At 67.6% G+C, this 17,389-nt stretch carries 15 protein-coding genes and 2 pseudogenes; 7 read left to right on the plus strand and 10 right to left on the minus strand.

Features of this window, described 5'->3' with window-relative positions:
- Positions 1 to 190: pseudogene (locus ACNA7R_RS10530) on the plus strand (ISNCY family transposase); the annotation flags it as partial.
- A gap of 302 nt (positions 191 to 492) precedes the next feature.
- Here the strand turns inward: ACNA7R_RS10530 and ACNA7R_RS10535 are convergent.
- The 3 genes from ACNA7R_RS10535 to ACNA7R_RS10545 form a co-directional block, all read right to left on the minus strand.
- Entirely contained in the window at positions 493 to 963 is a 471-nt protein-coding gene (locus tag ACNA7R_RS10535; RefSeq protein ID WP_416283522.1) for a nucleoside deaminase, read from the minus strand.
- A gap of 38 nt (positions 964 to 1,001) precedes the next feature.
- A complete protein-coding gene (locus tag ACNA7R_RS10540; protein ID WP_416283523.1) occupies positions 1,002 to 1,421 on the minus strand; it encodes a VOC family protein in 420 nt (139 codons plus the stop codon).
- A gap of 483 nt (positions 1,422 to 1,904) precedes the next feature.
- The gene (locus ACNA7R_RS10545) at positions 1,905 to 2,330 is read right to left on the minus strand and encodes a universal stress protein (RefSeq protein ID WP_416283524.1); all 426 of its coding nucleotides are present in this window, start codon (positions 2,328 to 2,330) and stop codon (positions 1,905 to 1,907) included.
- 207 nt (positions 2,331 to 2,537) lie between these two features.
- Between ACNA7R_RS10545 and ric the strand changes: the two genes are divergently transcribed.
- Both ric and ACNA7R_RS10555 read left to right on the plus strand, forming a co-directional pair.
- Entirely contained in the window at positions 2,538 to 3,248 is a 711-nt protein-coding gene (gene ric, locus ACNA7R_RS10550; protein ID WP_416283525.1) for an iron-sulfur cluster repair di-iron protein, read from the plus strand.
- A gap of 198 nt (positions 3,249 to 3,446) precedes the next feature.
- Positions 3,447 to 6,713 (plus strand): cbb3-type cytochrome c oxidase subunit I, encoded by a 3,267-nt coding sequence (locus tag ACNA7R_RS10555; protein WP_416283526.1) that lies wholly within the window; start codon positions 3,447 to 3,449, stop codon positions 6,711 to 6,713.
- A 139-nt stretch (positions 6,714 to 6,852) separates the two neighbouring features.
- Here ACNA7R_RS10555 and ACNA7R_RS10560 read toward each other — a convergent pair whose 3' ends face one another.
- Positions 6,853 to 7,161, minus strand: coding sequence for a CGCGG family rSAM-modified RiPP protein (locus ACNA7R_RS10560; protein ID WP_416283527.1), 309 nt, complete (start codon positions 7,159 to 7,161; stop codon positions 6,853 to 6,855).
- 116 nt (positions 7,162 to 7,277) lie between these two features.
- Here ACNA7R_RS10560 and ACNA7R_RS10565 point away from each other — a divergent pair, with 116 nt between their 5' ends.
- A complete protein-coding gene (locus ACNA7R_RS10565; RefSeq protein WP_416283528.1) occupies positions 7,278 to 8,462 on the plus strand; it encodes a hypothetical protein in 1,185 nt (394 codons plus the stop codon).
- Between the two features lie 137 nt (positions 8,463 to 8,599).
- The gene (locus tag ACNA7R_RS10570; protein WP_416283529.1) at positions 8,600 to 11,413 is read left to right on the plus strand and encodes a cation-translocating P-type ATPase; all 2,814 of its coding nucleotides are present in this window, start codon (positions 8,600 to 8,602) and stop codon (positions 11,411 to 11,413) included.
- A gap of 94 nt (positions 11,414 to 11,507) precedes the next feature.
- On the opposite strand, the gene ACNA7R_RS10575 is transcribed toward ACNA7R_RS10570, so the two are convergent.
- From ACNA7R_RS10575 to ACNA7R_RS10595, 5 genes are all read right to left on the minus strand, one after another.
- The gene (locus ACNA7R_RS10575) at positions 11,508 to 12,401 is read right to left on the minus strand and encodes a universal stress protein (RefSeq protein ID WP_416283530.1); all 894 of its coding nucleotides are present in this window, start codon (positions 12,399 to 12,401) and stop codon (positions 11,508 to 11,510) included.
- 127 nt (positions 12,402 to 12,528) lie between these two features.
- Positions 12,529 to 13,773, minus strand: a complete 1,245-nt coding sequence (locus ACNA7R_RS10580) for a glycosyltransferase (protein ID WP_416283531.1) — start codon at positions 13,771 to 13,773, stop codon at positions 12,529 to 12,531.
- Positions 13,774 to 13,871: 98 nt separating this feature from the next.
- Positions 13,872 to 14,291 carry a universal stress protein gene (locus ACNA7R_RS10585; protein ID WP_416283532.1) on the minus strand — a complete coding sequence of 140 codons (420 nt, stop codon included), beginning with the start codon at positions 14,289 to 14,291 and terminating at the stop codon, positions 13,872 to 13,874.
- Positions 14,292 to 14,429: 138 nt separating this feature from the next.
- Positions 14,430 to 14,906, minus strand: coding sequence for a pyridoxamine 5'-phosphate oxidase family protein (locus ACNA7R_RS10590; protein ID WP_416283533.1), 477 nt, complete (start codon positions 14,904 to 14,906; stop codon positions 14,430 to 14,432).
- Positions 14,907 to 15,011: 105 nt separating this feature from the next.
- Entirely contained in the window at positions 15,012 to 15,365 is a 354-nt protein-coding gene (locus tag ACNA7R_RS10595) for an ArsR family transcriptional regulator (RefSeq protein WP_416283534.1), read from the minus strand.
- Between the two features lie 512 nt (positions 15,366 to 15,877).
- Between ACNA7R_RS10595 and ACNA7R_RS10600 the strand changes: the two genes are divergently transcribed.
- Positions 15,878 to 16,300 (plus strand): CBS domain-containing protein, encoded by a 423-nt coding sequence (locus ACNA7R_RS10600; protein ID WP_416283535.1) that lies wholly within the window; start codon positions 15,878 to 15,880, stop codon positions 16,298 to 16,300.
- Between the two features lie 44 nt (positions 16,301 to 16,344).
- On the opposite strand, the pseudogene ACNA7R_RS10605 reads toward ACNA7R_RS10600, so the two are convergent.
- A pseudogene (locus tag ACNA7R_RS10605) lies at positions 16,345 to 16,560 on the minus strand (YjbQ family protein); the annotation flags it as partial.
- Between the two features lie 34 nt (positions 16,561 to 16,594).
- Here ACNA7R_RS10605 and ACNA7R_RS10610 point away from each other — a divergent pair.
- Entirely contained in the window at positions 16,595 to 17,347 is a 753-nt protein-coding gene (locus ACNA7R_RS10610) for a diphthine--ammonia ligase (protein WP_416283536.1), read from the plus strand.
- Positions 17,348 to 17,389 lie beyond the last annotated feature (42 nt).

Raw genomic sequence — 17,389 nt, forward strand, 5'->3', positions numbered from 1 at the left:
CGCGTGGACGACTTCTCGGAGCACCGCCGTTCGAGTGTTCTACTTCGGCTTCGCGGTCATCCTCTATGATATGTGGCTGGTCGTTGACCTGCTGGTGCAGGTCAGCCTTGACATTGACCAGCGGCTGAAACCACGCGTGCCTGCGCGGACGTTTCTGAATATTGTCCGCAAGGAGGTACCCGTGACGTAGGCGTCCCGCGGCGGCGGAACGCCTACTCATGAGAGATATCTCTGCTCAGCCGCTCTATTTTCGGCTAGAGTATAGCAGGAATGAATGATGGAGGTCTTCGAGTAGTGAGTTGAACAGACATCCCCCAATTTTTCGTCTTAGCTGCCGCGGTAGTTAATCAGCATACATCGCTCGCTTATGCACATTCCGAACACCTGACTATACTTGGCGGAGGTCTTCGGTAGAGACGTTGTCGAGAGAGGCCATATCGGAATAACGTACGCTTCTTTGAAATATTTTTAGCTGACAGTATCCGTCGACGGTCAGTCACCCGTCGCTCCCCAGTCGAAGGTCTCGTGGATCCGTTTCCCCTCCTCGTTCAACACGGGCCCGACGACGTCGGTGACGCCCTCGAGGACCGTCGCCGCACGAACCGGGGGCTCGTGGCCGGTAAACTCGCCGATCTCGTCGCCGCCGACGCTGTAGACGACCCGATCGAACCCTGCACGAATCATCCCGCCGGCACACATCGGACACGGTTCCGTGCTGGTATACATCACGGTCTCGGCTCGCTCCTCGGGCTCGAGCTTCCGGCACCCTCGGTAGGCGAGGTGGAGTTCGGGGTGGCGGCGAACGTCGTCTTCAGTGACCACGCGGTTCGACTCGGTCATGACGACCGCATCGTCGCGGACGAGGACGCTGCCGAACGGTCGGTCGCCGCGGTCGGCGGCCTCGTCTGCGAGTTCGAGCGCGTTGCGCATGTGGGACTCGTGGTCGAAATCGTCGGCGTCCATGCGGTCGCGTTCGCGCGGCCGCGGGAAAAGGGATCGGCCTACGCGCTCGAGCCGTCCTCGAGGTACTCGATGAGTTCGATCCGAATATCGCCGGGAGCGACGAAAAAGGCGATCCGCTTGTCGCCGTACACTGCGGGCTCCATGACGATCTCGACGCCGTCGTCGGCCAGTCGCGCGAACGTCTCCTCGATGCCGTCCTCGACGACGTAGCCGAAGTGGAGGAAGCCGAGCGGCTGCTCCTCGACGAGCCCCGCGGCCTCGTAGGGCGCCCGATCGAACAGGTAGACGCGCTTGTCGGCGATACCGAGCACGACCGCGTCGACGGCGAACTGATCGTCGGACTCCGCGGCTCGGCGACGTTCGAGGACCTCCGCATCCAGATGCTCGCGGTAGAACTCCGCGGCGGGCTCCGGGTCCTCGACCTTGATCGCGACGTGGAAGAACGATTCGGGTTCCATAGGAATACTGTTCGAGCTTCCGGAGTAAGTTACTGGCGGACGGATCGTCACGTCCTCATCCGGGCCGAAGGACGGGTTTCGACGGTCGGGACGTACCCGTGCTCGGGCGGCCGATCCGGCTGGCGTTGCGTCGGTAGCTCCGCCGAGGCGTACCGAGACGGTGCCTCGACGCGAGAGCGATTCGGTCGCGAATCGAAGGGGGCGCTGTTGTTACGACCGTAACGTCACCCCCGTCACTACGATAGCCTTCCCGGTCGGCTCAACATCGCCAATGCCATCGGGACAGATAATGACGACGGATACTCGATCGAAGACGGCTGCGGTCTGTGAGAACTGTGGAAAGGCGGTCGCCGTCTGGCTCTCGGAGCAGGGAGAGATCTGCCCTATCGGATCGCGTCGCGGCTGTTCCTGCGGCGGGACCTCGTTCCGGACGCTGGAGGGTCCCCCTGCAGCGTCCGGGACTCGAGTCCGGTGCCGACGCGGTCAGCGAACGACGACCACCGGCGTCGGCGACCGACGGACGACGTTTTCGGCCACGCTGCCGAGGAGGATCCGCGAGACGCCCTCTCGGCCGTGGCTCCCGATGACGATCGAGTCGTACTCGCCGTCGGTGACGCGACCGACGATGACGTGATCGGGCTCGCCGATGTCCAGTTCGGTCTCGATCTCTCGATCCCGGTCCGCAGCCGTCGCCGATGCCTCCTCGAGGAGGTCGCGGCCGCGTGCTTTGGCCTCGTCGGCGTCGGGAATTCTGGCCTCCGGGTCCTCGAAGGCACCCCAGTAGCCCCGCGGGGCCGGAACGACGTACAGCGCGGTGATCTCTGCGTCCGGGAACGTCTCGAGGGCGTACTCGAGTGCCTGCTCGGACGGTGCCGAGCCGTCGTACGGAAGGAGGATGCGGTCGGTCATACGCGAGAGTAGGTCGGCTATCGGCATAATAGGGGTCGATTAGCCTCAGTCGCTGGGATTCGGCCGAAGAGCAATATCGGTCGAACGACCGCCGAACGGTTCGGAACCGACGATTCGGTCGCAACCCGGGCGAACGTATTCGGGAGAAACGGCTTCGACGGACGGACGGACGTTCCACGTACAGGCGGACGAACGGATCCTATCACTATGACCACGACCACAACGATCGACCTCGACGCCTCGCTCGGACGGCTCGTCGGCGACCATCCCGAGTTCGCGGCCGTCTTCGAATCGCTCGGCATCGACTACTGCTGTGGCGGCGACGCCTCGCTGCGCCGGGCCTGCGAGGAGAACGACCTCGAGGTAGAGGCCGTCCTCGAACGGCTGACGACAGCGGATTCGACCGACGAACTCGCCCCGGCGGAGGCGTCGATCACGGAACTCGTCGACGACGTCGTCGAAACGCACCACGAGTATCTGCGCGCTGAACTCCCCTCCCTCGAGCGAGTCGTCCGGAAGGTCGCCCGCGTCCACGGCGACGCCCACCCCGAACTCGAGGTGATCGAGGCGACGTTCCTCGATCTGCAGGAGGAGGTCACCCACCACATCGCCGACGAGGAGGAGACCGTCTTCCCCGAACTCCGGAAACTCGAGGGCGGCGCGCCGCCGACCGCCGCGGAGGAAGCCCGGATCCGCGAGGCGATCGACCACCTCGAGGAGGAACACGACGCCGCAGCCGCCCACCTCGAGGAGATCCGGACGCTGAGCGACGGGTACGCCGTCCCGTCGGACGCCTGCACGAGCTACCGAAACGCGCTCGATCGTCTGCAGCTTCTCGAGGCGGACATGCACCGACACGTCCACAAGGAGAACAACGTGCTGTTCCCGAAAGCCGAACGGGCGCTCGAGAGCTACTGATTCAGGAAATGTTTGATTCCGGGCACATCCACGATCCGTCGGCCGGACCCGAATCTCCGATAGCGATCCGTCCGAGCGCGAATCCGGATCCGGATCCGGATCCTGGCGGGTCGCTTTCGACGGAGATCAGCGAATGACAGCCGCACAAATATACAACTGGCTCGAACACGACGACACTGACGGATGGTCACATAATACATGGAACTCGCGAACGCGCTACTGACCGGCACGAGGGGAATAGATCGACTGGAGTCGGTGACCGATCGCCTCGAGGACGGAACGGAGGCCGTCGCCGCCGCCTCGGCGCGGGCCCGTCGAGCCGCCGGCGAGCGGGCCGCCGCCGCAGTCGACCGGGGTGCGGACGAACTCCGCAACCGGTCCGACTCCGGCGAACCGTTTCGCGACCGCGTCCTCGAGTGCGTCGCCGACGAGGCGTGCAGCCGCATCGTCGGTCGCTCCGCCGAGGAGCTGCGCGAACAGGCGGAGACGGATCGCGACGCGACCCTCGATCGGGCGCTCGAGGCGTTCCTGCGTCGGTACCGACTCGACGCGACGCGGCTCGACGACGAGACGCTGGCGGCGATCCGCGATCGGGTCGCGCCCGAGGCCGACCTCACGCCCGAGGAGCTGCTCGAGCGCCTCGCCGACGCGGATCCGTCCGCGTCGGAGTCGAACTCGGAAACGGAGCCGACCGATCCCGCAGCTGCCGTCGCCGACGCGTCCGAGGACGCCTACGGAACGTTCTGCACGGCACTGGATCTCGAGACGGATCGGTCGCCGTCTCGCATCCTCGAGGACGTCACGGAGCGGGACGCCGTCGAGGTCGCCCGCGCGCTCGAGGGCGCGCTCGAGGCGTTCCCGACGGATCTCGAGGCGCCGCGGACCGATCCGGAACGAGCGGCCGAGCGACGGGGTGTGGACGCCGAGCCTCAGACTCCGCCGCAGCCGAGCCTCGCGGCGGATGCTGCCGGCGCCGATCCGGACGCGACCGCGGGCTCCGCCTCGGTGGCGACCGCGGCGGCGCTGGCGGCGACGACGCTCCTGTCGGACGACCTCGGAGACGGGCAGGCGCTGTCCCAGCTGTTGCCGATGTTGGTCTCGGTGGGAGCGAGCGGCGACGGGTTCGGCGACGGTCTCCTCGGATGGCGACTCCTCGAGCTGTTCTCGGGGTCGCTGACGACCGCCGACGCCGGCGGGATCGACCTCGCGTCGCTTCGCTCGGAGTCGGCGGGGTCGAAGGCGCTGATCGCGCTGTTTATTGCAAACCTCGTCGCGATGAGCGTCGGGGCGTGGCTCTCCCGGGAGAAGGCGCCGCCGATCCCCGAGGAGATCCGCGACCCCGACGGGGAGGCGATCGTCACGGCCGATCAGATCCGGCTGGGGAAGAAGGCGTTCCAGGCCAACGGCCTGATGAACCACGGCTCGATTCTGGGCAACGGCTCGTACTTCGGGGTCGATCTGACCGCGGACGCCCTGGAGCTCAAAGCCGAGTACGTCCGCGAGTACTACGCTCACGAGCGGGGCGTCGACGCCGTCGAGGAGCTCGATCCCGACGAGCGGGCGGGCGTCATAGAGCAGGCCGAGCAGGAGTTCGACACCGACGCGCCCGAGGGGCCGTTCGCGAGCTACTCGGCCGCGGAGGCCTACGCCCACCGCCGCATCCGAGAGGAGTACGTCGAGCGCTACTACGAGGGCGACCCCGACCGGGGCGTCCCGGCGGAGTTCGTCAACTCGGCCGACGAGGCCGAGCGGATCGCCGACTTCGCCTGTTGGACGGCGTGGATGGCCCACACCGACCGACCCGGCTCCGATCACTCCTACACGAACGACTGGCCGTACGTCCCGGGAACCGGGAACCGACCGACCGGGCAGGTGCTCGTCTGGAGCACGATCAGCCTCGTCCTGCTCATCGCGGGCGGCGGCGCGGGCGCCTGGGCCTACCACGCCTTCGACTTCGCCGAGCCGGCGACCGAGGTCGTCGACATCCCCTCGCCGGACGACGTGTCGATCACGCCGACCCAGTACGCCGCGGCGTGGTACGTTCCCGTCGCCGGCGCGCTGTTCGTCGCCCAGACGCTGGTCGGCGCGCTGCTGGCCCACTACTACGTCGAGCGCACCGGGTTCTACGGCATCGGCGACGCGCTGGGGATCGACATCGTCTCCCTGCTGCCGTTCTCGGTCGGTCGCACCTGGCACATCAACCTCGCGATCCTCTGGATCACGGCGCTGTGGCTCGCGGGCGGGCTCTTCCTCCCCGGGCTGTTCGCCGACGGCGATCCGCCCCTGCAGGCCGCGGCCGCGACTGGGTTGCTCGGCGTCCTCGTCGCGACGACCGTCGGCGCGTTCGCGGGCGTCTGGCTCAGTTCGCAGGGCGCGTTCGCCTCGCCCGACGAGAGCGAACTCTGGTGGTTGCTCGGCTCCGAGGGCCTGGAGTACCTCGAGGTCGGCCGGATCTGGAAGGTGCTGTTGCTCGTCGGCTTCGTCGGCTGGACGGGCCTCGTGTTACGAAGCGTCCGCCGGATGGACGAACCCCCGACCGGGCTCGGCCACTTCATGACCTACGCGGGCGGCTCGATCGCGCTGATGTTCGCCGCGAGCATGCTCTACACCCCCGATACCAACATCGCCGTCACGGAGTTCTGGCGGTGGTGGGTCGTCCACATGTGGGTCGAGGGCGTCTTCGAGTTCTTCGTCACGGCCGTCGTCTCGGTCGCGCTGGTCTCGATGGAACTCCTGGAGAAGGGCGACGCCGAGAAGGCGATCCTCTTCGAGGTGTTCGCGATCATGGGTGCGGGGATCGTCGGCGTCTCCCACCACTACTGGTGGGTCGGCCTCCCCGACATCTGGGTGCCGATCGGGACGACGTTCTCGACGCTCGAGTTCGTTCCGCTCCTCTTTATCCTCTACCAGAGCTTCGGCGAGTACAGCGCGCTGAAAGCCCAGGGCGAGTCGTTCCCCTACACGCTACCGCTGCTGTTTATCGTCGGCTCGAGCGTCTGGAACTTTGTCGGCGGCGGGGTGCTGGGCTTTTTCATCAACCTCCCGGTGATCAACTACTACGAGCACGGCACCTACCTGACCGTCGCCCACGGCCACGCGGCCACCTTCGGCGCGTTCGGCCTGCTCGCGCTCGGACTGGGCACCTACGTCCTCCGGGTCGTCACTCCCGAGGCGGCATGGGAGCCCGGCTGGTTCCGCGGGGCGTTCTGGCTGACGAACGTCGGACTGGCGGTGATGACCCTCGCGTCGCTGCTACCGCTTGGCTTCCTGCAGCTCCAGACGTCCTACCAGGACGGCTACGCCGCCGCGCGGAGCCTCGAGTTCTACGAGCAGGACCGCGTCCAGACGCTACTGTGGGCCCGAACCCTCGGCGACACGCCGATGATTCTGGGCGCCCTGGCCTTTACCGTCGGCGCGGTCAGACACCTCCTCGCCGCACGGCGCGAGCACCGCACGACGGGCTAACCGTCCGCGAATCCGTTTTTTTTCGGACCCGGTCGCTCGAGGTCGGCACGGCGTCGACGCGAACGAGAACGTCCCGAAAACGAGATCGTGATCGGCGCAGCGGGTCGACCCCGCCGTCCGCGGTCCCGCGCGGTCCCGGCTACACCCATACGCGGACCACGTGACCGCCACAGCCACACTGGTCGACGTGCTCGTACTCGAGGTCATCGAAGGCCGCCTCGAGTTCGTCGTAGAGGTAGTCGGCCGGATGGCCGTGGGCCTCGTGGGTGACGACGTTGACGTGGTAGCCGGGCGCCGTCCGTTCGACGGCCGCGATCGCCTCCTCGACGAGCAGGTCGCGATCGGCGGCGTGTTCGGGGTGCTCGAGGTTGGCCGACCAGGAGTTCTCGTGGATGTCGTCGGAGACGGGTTCGGCGTTCTCGTCGGCGCGGTCGTGGGCGCTGGTCATACGCGACGGTTGGGCGGGAGCGCCCAAGAACGTCGCCCGCGTTCCAGCCGCGCGGGAACTCGGAGATGTTCCGGACAAGCTTCTTGATCGAGTCCCGGAAACCGACCCGTAACGAGATGGAACGACGCGCTGCCGGGCTTCGACGCTGGACACGGCGGTTTCTCCTGGCCGGGGGGCTCGCACTCGTTGCATTCCTTCTCGCCCTCCTGGTCGACGGCGGCCGACGACTCGCCGTGTTGCTCGGCCTGTACGGGTTCGTCTGTTCGACGATCTTCGGGATGGGGTATCTCCTCCTGCCGGCCTACGCCGGACGCACGCTCGTCGATCGGCGCCTCGCCGGCGTTCACTTCGTCCTCGCCGTCCTCGGGATCTCGCTGCTCGGCGGCGGCTGGATCCGCGAGGGAGTCGGAACGCTGTTTACCGTCGGGGCGGTGCTCTGGGCGCTCGGAGTCGCGACGTTCGTCGGCTCGCTGCTCGCGACGGTCGGCCCTGTCGTGCTGGCGGATCCCACCGGCGTCCTCCGGCTCGGCGACCGGTCCCAGCGTTCGAGCAAGCTCGGGACGGTCGTGATCCCCGTCGCGCTGGGCTACCTGCTCGTCGGAACCGTCGGGCTGCTCGCGGCGACCCCCGTCCTCGGCGGCTGGACGCCGACCCTGGCCCAAGTGAGCCACTACTACGCCATCGGGTTCGGCGCGTTGCTCGTCTACGCGCTCGGCGCGCGGCTGCTGGTCGGCTTTTATCACGTCACCCCGCCGCGGTCGCTCGTCTACCCGACCCTGCTGTTCGGAGCGTTCGCGCCCGCGCTGCTCGGGACCTTTCGCCGAGGAGAGCCGTGGTTTCTTCCCGGTGCCGCGTTCGCGGCCCTCGCGATGACCTGTTATCTCCTCGCCGTGGGTTTCGTCGCGATCGAAACGGATCGGTCCCGCCTCGAACTCTCCGGGATCGGCTGTGGCGCGCTCGCCGGCGTCCTCGCCGTCGCAACAGCGCTGACGGTCGTCGTCGGCGAGAACGCGGGGATCGCGACCGCGACGACGCTGCACTGGACGCTCGTCCTCGGGGGGTTCTTTCCGCTGACGATCGTCGGATACGTCTTCCAGTTCTTCCCCGTCACCGGGGCGCAGGTTCCCGGTGCGACCGAGCGGGGCGTCGCGGCGACGATCGGCCTGCTGGCCGTCGGCGTCGCGGTTCAGGGAGTCGGTGTCGGCGGCCAGCTCGGAGCCGTCAGAACCGTCGGAATCGGGTTCTCGCTCGTCGGTGCGGTCGGCTACCTCTACCTCCTGGGCGGGCGGTTCGCGAGCTGAGTTGGGGGACCGTTTCAAACGACCCTATACCTCGGGGCTTGACTCCGAGGCCCTCCGGACGGCCCTCGAGATGGCGGTCTTCCCACCTCGTGAGTATCGAGGTCGAATACTAACCCGTCGCCAGCGACTCTCTACGCGTGTCACGTTCAGCGCAATACGAGCGAGCCGAATCCGAGCGGGATCTCGACTGGCACTCCCGCCCGCTCGAGGACGTCTACGAGACGCTCGAGACGGACGGGCGGGGGTTGACGCCCGAGGAGGCGCGGGCCCGCCTCGAGCGCGAGGGCCCGAACGAGATCGAAGCGGGGGACGAAACCTCGCCGCTTCGGATCCTGCTCGAGCAGTACACCTCGGCGCTGATCTGGGTGTTGCTCGTCGCCGCGGTCGTGATGGCCGGCGTCGGCCACCTGATCGACGCCGGCGTCATCGCGGGCATCGTCGTCTTCATCACGTTCTTCGGCTTCATCCAGGATTACCGGGCCGAGCAGAGCATCCGGGCGCTCGAGGAGCTGTCGACGACGTACGCGCTGGTCAGACGCGGCGGCGAGAAGCGGGAGATCGATGCGACGACGCTCGTCCCCGGCGACGTGATCTTCGTCGAGTCGGGCGACATCGTCCCCGCGGACGCCCGGCTCGTCGAGGAGTCCAACCTGCGCGTCGACGAGGGGGCGCTGACGGGGGAGAGCGTCGGCGTCTCGAAAGCGGTCGGCGAGGTCGCCCCGAACACCTCGCTGGCCGAGCGCGAGAACCTCCTCTACAAGGATACCGTCGTCCAGCGGGGCTCCGGGACCGCCGTCGTCGTCGAGACCGGTCCTAAATCCGAGATCGGGCAGATCGCGACCGCGCTCGAGGAGGCCGAGGATCGCGACACGCCGTTCCAGGCCGAGATGGATCGACTCGGCAAGCTCATCGCGGCCGGCGTCGTCGGAATCGTCTCGATCATCGCGATCACCGAACTCGTCGTCGGCGACACGGCGCCGCTACAGGTGTTCCTGACGGCGGTCGGGATCGCGGTTTCAGCGGTGCCGGAGGGGCTGCCCGCGGTCGTCACCCTCTCGCTGGCGCTCGGGGCCCGGCGGATGGCCGAGCAGAACGCCCTCGTTCGCCGACTCCCGATCGTCGAGGCGCTCGGCTCGGTCGACGTGATCTGTACGGACAAGACCGGAACCCTCACCGAGGAGGAGATGACCGTCCAGCGGATCGTCGCCAACCGCGAAACCTACGAGGTGACCGGGACCGGCTACGGCACCGACGGCGAGTTCCGCCGGGACGGCGATCCCGTCGACGAGGACCGCGTGGCCGAGGTGTTGCGCTGTGGCATGCTGTGTAACAACGTCGACGTCGGAACCCGCGAACGGGACGACGACGAGGCTGACGCGACCGCCGGCTCCGGCGACGGGGACGTAGAACGAACCTACCTCGGCGATCCCACCGAGATCGCGCTGTTCGTCGCCGCACGGAAGGCCGGATTCGACCACGACGAACTCGACGAGGCGTACCCCCGGCTCGGCGAAGTCGACTTCACCTCCGCGCGAAAGCGGATGACGACGGTTCACGGAACGCCCGACGGCGGAACGGTCGCCTACATGAAAGGCGCACCCGAGACCGTCCTCGAGCGCTGTAACCGCGAACTCGTCGACGGCGAGGTCGTCGAACTGACCGACGAACGCCGGCGGGAACTCGAGGCACAGATCGAATCGTTCGGCGAGGACGCGTTGCGGGTGATGGGCTTTGCCTACCGACCGGCGGTCCCCGACGCCCAGGCCGAGGATCCGGACGAGGACCTCGAGCGGGAGATGGTCTTTCTGGGCCTGCAGGGGATGCTCGACCCGCCCCGTCCCGAAGTGCCGGGCGCGCTCGCGGGCTGTCTCGACGCCGGCATCGACGTCGTCATGATCACCGGCGACAACGCCGTCACCGCGCGGGCGGTCGGCGAGGAGGTCGGGCTGCGATCCGCGCGGGTGATCACGGGGCCCGAACTCGAGGGGATGAGCGACGAGGAGCTCGCCGCGGTCGTCGAGGACGTCGACATCTTCGCGCGCACGTCCCCCGACCACAAGACCCGAATTCTCCAGACGCTGCAGGCGAAGGGACACACGGTGGCGATGACCGGCGACGGCGTCAACGACGCGCCCGCGGTCAAGAACGCCGACGTCGGCGTCGCCATGGGGATCCGCGGGACCGACGTGACCGAACAGGCCTCGGACATCGTCCTGCTGGACGACAACTTCGCGACGATCCGCGACGCGGTACGGGGCGGGCGACGCATCTTCGACAACGTCCGCAAGTTCGTCAACTACCTGCTCTCCGGCAACGGCGGCGAGGTGACGATGATCTTCACGGGAACGCTGGCGGGGCTCGGGCTCGTCATCACCCCGATCCAGGTGCTCTGGATCAACGTCGTCACCGACGGCATTCCCGCACTGACGATGGGCGTCGATCCGGCGGCCGACGACATCATGGAGCGGGAGCCGCGACCGCCGGACGAGGGCGTCATCACGGACCGGATCGTGACCTCGATCGTCGGCATCGCGCTCTTCATGACGGTCTGTCTGCTCCCGCTGTTCACGCTGAACTTCTACGGCGAGCTGATCCCGGGGTACGACGTTACCGGGACGCTGCTGGGCTGGAGCCCCGGCTACGACGTCGGTCGCGAACTCGCCCAGACGATGGTGTTCACCGGCTTCGTCGTCTTCGAGATCGTTCGCATCCAGGCGATCCGGTTCCGGTACGGTCTCGGAATCGGCTCGAACCGGTGGCTCGTGGCCGCCGTCGGCGTCGCGATGGCGCTGCAGCTGCTCGTGCTCTACACGCCGACCGGACAGCTCCTGTTCGACGTCGAACCGCTCGCGCTCGTTCACTGGGCCCAGATCGCGGTCGCAGCGGCCGTCTTCGCGCTGCTGATGGCGATCTTCGTCAAGGTGCAGGATCGGTACTTCGGGCGGTACTGATCGCTCGATCGCTCGGATTCCGACGACCGACACCGATGAGGGAGCCCCCTCACCGGTGAAGGGGGCGCGAACTCGCTCGTCGACGGGAGCGACGTTAGGGCGACGGGGCACTGACCGGGACGCAGAACACCGGCTCGTCGGCCCCCCGAACGACGTTCTCGGTGACGCTTCCCAGAAACCACTGCCCGATTCCGGTCCGTCCGTGGGTACCCATGACGATCAGGTCGACGCCGTGGTCGGCCGCGTACGTGATGATCACGTCCGCCGCCGAGCCGGTTGCGATAGAGCCGGAGACGTCGACCCCGGCGTCCCCGGCACGCTCCCGGACCGCTTCGACCGCCTCCTTCCCTCGTCGCTCGAGCGCCTCGAGGAGGTCACCCGGCTCCCGGGCTCCGGAGAACGGACTCGTATCGGTCGAGTACAGCGCGTGGACCATCGCGTCCAGCCGAGCCGCCAGCGCGATTCCCCAGTCCGCTGCGATCGCCGCCCCGTCGCTCCCGTCCGTCGGCAACAGGAGCCGGTCGAACGCGACGTCGTCGACCGCGGCCACGTCGGCGGCCGGCGGGACCGCGAGCACGGGCGTTCGAGCCGTCCGGAGGACGTTCTCGGTGACGCTGCCGAGGAGGAACCTGTCGAGACCCGTTCGTCCCTTCGTTCCCAGGGCGACGACGTCGATTTCCCGTCGGGTGGCGTACTCCCTGATCGACTGGAACGGCGTGCCCCGCCCGACCGTCGTCGTGACGTCGAGTTCCTCGTTGGCCTCCCGCGCCAGTTCGACGACCGCCTCGACCGCGTCCGCTGCGCTCGCCTCGAGCCGCGGGAGCGTCTCGTCGTCGAACGCCATCGGATCGTCCCGGGCTTCGACGACCGAGAGGACGTGGACGTCCGCCCCGGTTCGGGAGGCGAGCGCGATCCCCCACTTCGCGCCGACGAGTGCCCCCTCGCTGCCGTCGGTCGGGATCAGTATCGAATCGATAGGTCGGCTCATTCGGTACCGTGCTTCACCGTCTCGTCGAATAACTGTGTAGGGTCGTGTCGGTCGTCGCGCGGCTCCGTCCCGGCGACGCGAGACTCCCTGTGCGCCGTCCGATCGACGGCGACTCGGCTCGAAGCGGTCAACCGTCGAGTTCGAGCGCCTCGACGAAGACCTCGAGGAGGTCCGCGAGCTGTCGGGGAAGCAGGAACCGCTCGCGAACGTGCTCCCGGCCGTTCGCACCGAAGGTCGTCCGCAGGCGCTCGTCCTCGATGAGCGCGACCACGCCGTCGGAGGCGCCCGAAACGTCGTTCGGTGCGACGAGGTAGCCGTTCTCGCCGTCCTCGACCTGTAGCGGGATGCCGCCGACGTCCGAGCCGACGACGGGCGTGCGTTTCCAGAGCGCCTCCGAGACCACGAGGCCGAACCCCTCGCGGAGCGACTTCTGGACGACGACATCGGACTCCCGCTGCAGGACGTTCACCGTCGCGTCCGGAAGGTCGGTCAGCACGTGGACGTTCGGGTCGCCGACCGCTTCCCTGGCGACCCGTTCGTACAGCTCCATCCCCTCCGGATCGTCGCCGGCCATTCCGCCGGCGAGCGCCAGCTGGAGGTCCGGCACCGCCTCGCGGGCCCGACGGTACGCCTCGAGCGTCCCGAACTGATCCTTCCAGGGGTCGAACCGGGAGACCTGCGCGACGACCGGAGCGTCGAACGAGAGGGGATCGAGCCGGTCGCGTTCGGCGGCCACCGTTCCCTCGTCGAGCGACCGGTTCTTCTCGGCGAGCGGATCGATCGAGGGGTGGACGACGCTCGCCGACGGGACGTCGATCTCGCCGCGGTACGCCGCCCGACTGAAGACCGCGCGGTCGACCCGCTTTGCGTACTCGGAGACGAACGCGAGGTGCTCCGCGGCGGGAGCGGTGAGATCGATGTGGCAGCGCCAGACGAACGTCGCGTTCGGCATCGCGTTCTCGAGGCGATCGATCGTGCCGAGGGGCTGGGGGTCGTGGAGCACGACGACGTCGTACTCGTCCTCGATCTCGGTCGCGTTTCGCTCGGTTACGTCCCGGTACGTCGCCTTCATCGCCTCGGTTAGCTCGGCGCCGCTCCCCTGGAGCCCGTTGTGGATCGCCTTCGTCACCTCGAAGAACTCGTCGTCGGCGTCCACGACGAGCCAGTCGGTGTCGACGCCGAGGTCGACACACACCGGGACGATCGACCGGAGGAGCTCCGCGACGCCGCCCCCGGTCGCCGTCGAGTTGACGTGGAGCACCCTGACGCCGTCCAGCGTCTCGGCGAGCGACTGAAGTCGCTCGAGGCGATCGCCGTCGGTGACGGTGGCGTACGCCTCGATCGACCGATCCGGGAGCGATGGAGCGTGCATCTCGTCGGTCTTGGTACGACGACCGCGTGGGTATCAGTTGCGGGGGCGAGCGAGCCGCGCCCGGTGCAGTTCGCCGTCCGCTCGGAGACTGGACGGGGTCAAACCGTCAGTACCGGCCGATCGGCGGTCCGAACGATCCGCTCGGCGACGCTCCCAATTCGGTCCGTTCGCGTGTGACTCTGCCCCTGGTAGCCGATCACGATCAGGTCGGCGTCGAGTTCCGCCGCCTTCTCGCGAACTTCCTCCCAGGGGCGGCCGTGACAGACGGTCGGCCGACACTCGATACCGGCGTCCGCCGCCCGATCCCCGACCGCCTCGAGCATCGCGGCGCCGCGGTCCTCGAGGTCGTCGAGGACGAGTTCGGTGCTGCTCAGCGCGGGTTCGCCGTAGCGGTGGGTCTCGACGCAGTACAGGGCGTGGATGTCCGCGCCGTATCGATCCGCGAGCGTCAGCGCGTGGTCTACCGCCCGATCGGCCGGCTCGCTTCCGTCGGTCGGGACGAGAATCGTGTCGTACATTGGCGCCGGACTCCACACCGAAGGGGTCCAAATAGATAACACCGAGAGCGCTGACAGGTTCGACTCGTCCCGCCTTCGGCGGCCGTCGACGTTCGTCGGGCGAGTACCGCATCGGGCCGGAAGCCCGAACGTCGATCGCTACTCGTCCGCCTGCTCGAAGGCGGGCGGAAGCCCCTGGTGTTTGATTCCCGTCTGCTCCTCGATCCGGAACTCGTAGACGGCCACCTCACCGGAGTGCGACGCCGACTCGAGGAGGCTCGGCCGCCACACGTCGGCCAGCACCTCCTCGAGTTCGTCCCACGACGACTCCGAGACGGCGGAGATCCGCCCCGACAGGAGGACGCTCTCCCAGTTGTACGCCGTGTCGACCGAGAACGCGAGAAAGCTCGCGCCCTCGGCTCGCTCGGTTAGCGCCTCCTTCCGGCTGCTCGAGCCGAGGAGGTACGTGAAGTACAGCCGGGAGTCGCCGTCGTAGCCGAACGACAGCGGGATGAGGTAGGGTGCTCCCTCGTCGGGGAGCCCGAGAACGCCCGTCTTCTGGGTCGAGAGGAAGTTTCGAACCTCGCTGTCGTTCATCTCCACCAGCCCGTACTCCCGTAGTTCGTCGACTGACATGTACGACTAGTCGCGGACTGGCAACGAAAAACCCACCTACGGTCCTCGTCCGATGAGGATCGACTACGGAGTACACGTATCCGACCGCCGGCGGGACGTCGGTCGCTACCGAGTCGACGGGACCTCCGCATCGACCGCCTCGAGAACGCTCGAGACGAGGTCACAGCGGTAGTACCGAACTGTCTCCCCGTGCCGGTCGTAGTCGACGAGACCGACGTCTCGGAGCATCGGCAGGTGGACGTGGTGCAGTTCCCCGATCCACTCGTCGTCGCCCGTTTCGTCGCCCGCTGCGGAGACGGCCCGGGCCAGTTCGTCGACCGTGATCCAGTTCTCGTCGAACGCTTCCAGCACCGAGACGATCTCCCGACGACGTGTGCTGGCGAGGGCGCGAAGGACGTCGTCCGTCTCGCAGGTCCGGTATACGATCCCGTTCTCGTCGAGGATCGGACACTCGCTCATGATCAGTTGGCTCTAGCATGGTACGAGGAACGTAAAGTACCCCTCAGGAGTTCCCACGGCGTGGTAACATCGATAGCGGGCCGTTCTCGAGGTGAGCGGTAGTCGGGAACGCACTTCGGCGTTCGAGTGCGGGCGTTCGGCCATTCGTCCGATTACCCGCAGCTACGGTCCCGTCGCCGTGAAATTACCGACAGTGGTTACATACGTACCTGCGTAATTCACCATCGATCGGGTAACGCCGAAGACGATACCGATGACGAAGAACTCGAGGAGTCGTTTGAGTCGCTCCGCGTTCATAGCTTCCCTCTCCTCGAGCGGACGGATGAAGCTTTCACGACACGGGCCGACGGCGGTTCGAGCCGCAGTACGCGATACTGTCGGATCGACGCGGAAGGCGGCCCTGCTCGCAACACCGTCCTCGTCGGACGGGGAAAGTCAGGGAGAACACAGAGTCACGAACACACCCTCAAGCAACTATGTGGCTCGTTCTGGAAGCGACGAGCGGTGGAACGATGCCAGTCGAGAACCTCGCACGAAGCGACGTCGTCACGGCCACGACTGACGAACCGATTCACGAACTCGCGGCGACGATGCGCGACGAAGATGTCGGAAGCGTCGTTATCGTCGACGGCGACGAACCCGTCGGGATCGTCACGGACCGCGATCTGACGATCCACGCCCTCGCCGAACGGGCCGATCCCGGCGACCTCAGCGCGGAGGACGTGATGTCGGACGACCTGCAGACGATCGATCACGCCGCCGGGTTCTACCGGGCCACGGAGCTGATGAGCGAACGCGGCGTCCGCCGGCTCCCCGTGACGGACGCGAACGGCGAGCTAAACGGAATCATCACCGTCGACGACCTGAACGAACTGCTCGCCGACGAACACGGGGAACTCGCGGAGGTCGTCCGAGCGCAGCGCCCGCCGTACTGAGCCGCGCGGACGAGGCGCTCGAGCGCGTCCTCGAGGTCCGAGAGAAGCCGGTCCTCGCGTTCGTTGACGATCACGCCAGCCGTCGTGTGCGGCACGTACGCAGTGCAGAGCCCGTCCTCGAGCGCCGCTGGGATCGCGTCGGCGACGTCGGCGGTGACGTCGACGGTATCGACCCGCTCGTTCGTTCGAACGTCGAGCTGCATGGCCGACCCCACGACCGATTCCGTGATAGTCCTGCCGCCGCGAGCGGTCGCGCTCATCGCGTATTTGTTCGGCGGCGACGAAGGAACCCGTATGGTCCCATCGGACGGCGGCTGGGTCGCGCTGTTTTCCGGCGGCAAGGATTCCTCGTGGGCGCTACACCGGGCGCTGGAGGCGGGCCGCGACGTTCGCCGGCTCGTCGTCGTTCGCCCCCCGGAGGGGAGTCACGCGTACCACGCTCCGGCGACGTCGGTCGCACGGCTGGCTGCTGAGAGTATCGGTATCCCGACGGTCGACGCGGGGCTCCCCTCGGCCGATATCGAACCGCCCGACCTGCGACCGGCCGGGCGATCGGCGGCGGAGGGAGGGGGAGTCAGGGAGGGCGCACTCGAGCCGCTGGAGGTCGCACTCGAGCGCCTCGACGACGAGTTCGACGGCGGGCTCGAGGGAGTCGTCGCCGGCGTCGTCGAAAGCGAGTTCCAGGCCGACCGCTTGCGATCGATGTGTGAGGGTCTCGACTGCGAGTTCCTCGCGCCGCTGTGGCGAGCGGAGCCGCTCGAACTCGCGACGGAGATGATCGACGGCGGCCTCGAGATCCTCATCGTCGAGGTGTCCGCTCCCGGGTTCGACGAGGACTGGCTCGGACGACGGCTGGATCGGGCAGCCCTGGCCGATCTGGAGGCGCTCCGTCGCGAGCACGGGACTCACCTCCTTGGCGAGGACGGGGAGTTCGAGACTGTCGTCACCGACGGGCCGCATATGACGCGCTCCATCGTGCTCGAGTTCGAGCGCGAGTGGGACGGTGAGTGGGGTCGGCTGCGGATCACCGACGCCCGACTCGAGTGACGGTACCCGGCCGCAGGAGGGAGTCGTTCCGCTCGGCAGGAC

Origin of the sequence: Natronococcus sp., from assembly GCF_047921035.1 — an archaeon.
Classification (GTDB): Archaea; Halobacteriota; Halobacteria; order Halobacteriales; family Natrialbaceae; genus Natronococcus.